General features: G+C 69.7%; 4 protein-coding genes. 1 reads left to right on the plus strand and 3 read right to left on the minus strand.

Features of this window, described 5'->3' with window-relative positions:
- The 3 genes from AUL38_RS16260 to AUL38_RS16270 form a co-directional block, all read right to left on the minus strand.
- Positions 1-1117, minus strand: a 1117-nt coding sequence (locus tag AUL38_RS16260) for an ABC transporter ATP-binding protein (RefSeq protein WP_161937461.1), incomplete at its 3' end; no start/stop codon positions are given.
- Complete coding sequence (locus tag AUL38_RS16265) at positions 1117-1923, minus strand: siderophore-interacting protein (RefSeq protein WP_255355625.1); 807 nt, start codon at positions 1921-1923, stop codon at positions 1117-1119. The genes AUL38_RS16265 and AUL38_RS16260, both read right to left, overlap by 1 nt.
- A gap of 176 nt (positions 1924-2099) precedes the next feature.
- Positions 2100-2894 (minus strand): AraC family transcriptional regulator, encoded by a 795-nt coding sequence (locus AUL38_RS16270; RefSeq protein WP_201023782.1) that lies wholly within the window; start codon positions 2892-2894, stop codon positions 2100-2102.
- A gap of 172 nt (positions 2895-3066) precedes the next feature.
- Here AUL38_RS16270 and AUL38_RS17490 point away from each other — a divergent pair.
- Positions 3067-3361 (plus strand): collagen-like protein (locus AUL38_RS17490; RefSeq protein WP_201023783.1); only part of this gene is annotated, 295 nt, incomplete at its 3' end.

Here is a 3361-nt window from a genome sequence, read left to right on the forward strand (position 1 = left end):
CCCCGACGAGTCCGTCGCCCGCGTGCACGCGGAGGGTGTCGCCGCTCGGGGCGTCCCACTCGAGGAGCGCGAGCGCTGGACCCGCGGTGACCGCGAGCTCGGGGGTCTCCCCTGCTGCGAGATCGTATTCTTCCTCGAGGAGCCCGCGCAGCCGCACGGCCGACGCGCGCTTGTGCGCCCAGTTCGCGCCGAACGTGCCGACGTGCGCAAGCGCGCCCTGGAGGAACTGCGCGAGCCCGACGACGGTGACGAGCTGGCCCGGCGTGATCTGGCCCTGCACCGCCAGCCACCCGGCCGCGAGCGCGAGCACGGCGAGGTAGACGACGGAGACCATCGTGCTCACCGACTGGTAGGTGACGAGGAGCCGAGTCGCCGCGATGCTCGCGTCGCGGGACGCCGTGCTCGCGGCCCGATACCTGCGCACCATCTCGTTCTGGGCGCCGAGGCCGTGCAGCACGCGGAGCCCGGCGACGGCGTCGGTGGCCACCTCGCTCGCGCTCGCCACGGCACGCTGCTCGGTGGCGCCGGCGCGTTCGATGGGCCGGGCGAGCCACTGCATGAGTACGAGCACGAGCACGGCGCCCACCGCGACGCCCGCGCCGAGCGGCACGGAGATCATGAGCAGCGCGATAGTCGCGGCGACGACCGCCGCGAGGGTTGCGGCCTGCTGGGCGATGCTCCACGAGATGCCCGCGACTCGGCCGGTGTCACTCGTCGCGATCGAGAGCACCTCGCCGGCGTGCCGGCGTGCGCGCACGCCACGCGGGTGCAGCACCCGCTGCGCGGCGAGTAGCCTGAGGTCGTGTTCGCCGTAGCCGTACACGCTTACCATGGCGAGTGCGGATCGCTGATAGCTCAGCGAGAGCACGAGGAACACGGCGCCGAGCACGCCGAGCCAGAGCAGCAGGCCGCCGAGATCGTTCGGGGCGATCGCGCGGTCGATGACGATGCCGATGAGGATCGGGATCGCCGCCTCGCATGCCTGATGGAGCATGAGGCCAGCGGTTGCGGCGGCGAGGGTGCGATCGCGCTTCCCGTTCGTGAGGGCGAGCCGCAGCAGGTTCGGGACGTCGGCCGTCGCAGTCGCGCTTACCGGTGCAGCCGGAGGCCTCCCCATCAGCCGACGTCGACGGACTGGTCGCCCGATTCGTTCTGCGTCCAGAACCCGATCGCGTGATGCCGGTCGCGGGCGAGGCCGAGCCGGGTACGGAGGTCGCGACGAATCGCGCGGCTCGTCGCCGCCTCGCACGCCACCCATGCGTACCAGGGCTCGCCGGGGTCGGCGATCTGGGCGACCTCGTCTGCGAGCACGCTCGGCGCATAGCCGTTACCTGTGCCCGTGCGCCAGATGAGGGTGACGTCGGCGGGTGAGGTGAGCTGCTGAATGTCAGCGTCGTCTGCGACCTCAATGATGGCGACCGCGCGGGTCGCTGGCTGCAGCTCTTCGAGCACACGGCCGAGCCCAGGCAGGCCTGTCGCGTCGGCGACGAGCAGCTGGAAGCCGGCGTCAGCTGGCGGGTTGTAGTACGACGATGACTCGCCGTGGTCGTCTTCGTCGAACTCCCCAAAGACGCCGATGAGGTGTCCCGGTGCGGCGCGCTCCGCCCAGCTCGATGCGATGCCGCCATCATGCACCACGAAGTCGATGTCGAGCTGGCGACCACCGTCACGCACCGCCCGCACCGTGTAGTGCCGCCACGGCGGCTCCTCGCCGACCCAGCCGCGGCCGTACTCGGGCGAGTTGAACACTGACAGGTCTGCCTCGGTCTCGCCCGGACGCGGAATCGCGATGTCGACACGCTCGTCGCCGTGACCGCCCGGGTACCAGCGCCAGTCACCGACAGCCTCGAAGCTGATGCGGATCATGTGTGGGGTGAGCCTACGGGTCGCGGTGACGCGAGCCGGGGAGCAGGGAATTGCCACGGTTCAGATCTCGCTTCCGAGTCGAAGCGCACGCGAGGGTGCGGACGGAGCAACGGCGAGTGAGAGCTGCACAGTGAATCCTTTGGGCATTGATGCGATGTTGGTAAGGTCTGCCTTACTTCCCCAACACTAGCGAAGTCAAATACCGCTATGTGCCCAACTCGTACCGGTTTCTGTCACCAGCCCTTCGGAGAGCGCTCCGGATCCGTGAAGTAGGCAGCGGGAGTACTCCCCACAATCGAACGGAAGTGCTCGATGAACGTGCTCGGGTTCGCGTAGCCCAGGCTCCGCGCGGTGGCGGCAACCGTCTGCCCCGATGCGAGCGGCACGAGCGAGGCGCGCACACGGGCGCGGATCCGCCACTGCGTGAACGACAGCCCGGTCTCCGCGACGAAGGCGCGCGACAGTTCGCGTGCGGGCATGCCGACACGATCCGCCCAGTCAGCGGTCGTGTCCGAGCCGTCGGGCGCCTCCAGAATTTGCTCGGCGACGAACAGCACGCGCGGCGTCTCCGGGAGCCGCAGATCCACCTGGGCGCCCGGGCTCGGCTGCAGCAGCTCAATGGCGAGTCGCTGCAGCCTGAGCCGAGTCTCCACCGGCATATCAACCGCGGCGTTCAGCAACAGCAGCTCCCGCACGGCAGGAATGAGCTCGACGATGATCGCGTGCCGCGGCAGGTGGGCGGCGACCCCCGGCTCGAGGAAGGTCGCATAAAAGAGCGAATCCGCCGACGTCTCAATCGTGTGCGGGACGCCGCCCGGCACCCAGACCGCGCGCTGCGCCGGCACCGTCCACACCGAGTCACCGGCCCGCACCCTGGCGACACCCGCCGTTGACCAGATGAGCTCGTCCTCGCGATGCGTCTCCACGTCCCATGACCGCACGCTACGGCTCGCGTGCCGCACGCTCGTCAGCAGGAATCCTTGAATCCGTTTGAGCGCCGTGGAAACATGCGTGGGGTCGTCAATCACACGACCAGCGTAGCGAGCGCCGTCGCCGCCCCGCTGTGTCGCGGGCCGCCGCCGCTGGAACACGCACCGGACACTCACAGACAACCCTTGGGCGTCGCTATGATGTTGCATACCCGTGCGCGTCCGGAACAAATTCGGTGTTGCGCAGTGCCACCCAACCCCGGAGACAATGATGCCCCGCCCCGATGGCGCCCCCGCGCTCAATACAACCGCTGTCCTTTCCCTCGCCCTCGCACTCGGTCTGGCAGGCGGAGTCGGCGGCACCGTCGCGACGTCCGCACTCACCAACGCAACGAGCGCACAGCCCGCGCCCACAACCGGCACGCCAGGTGCGCCAGGCACACCTGGCACCGACGGCGAGCAGGGCGAGACCGGCGCTGCAGGCAAGCCTGGTAGTGCTGGCACCCCCGGAGCTACCGGATCAACCGGAGCTACCGGCCCGGCCGGCACCACCGGCCCGGTAGGCG

The sequence above is a fragment of the Leucobacter sp. G161 genome, assembly GCF_001482305.1.
In the GTDB taxonomy this organism is placed as follows: domain Bacteria; phylum Actinomycetota; class Actinomycetes; order Actinomycetales; family Microbacteriaceae; genus Leucobacter.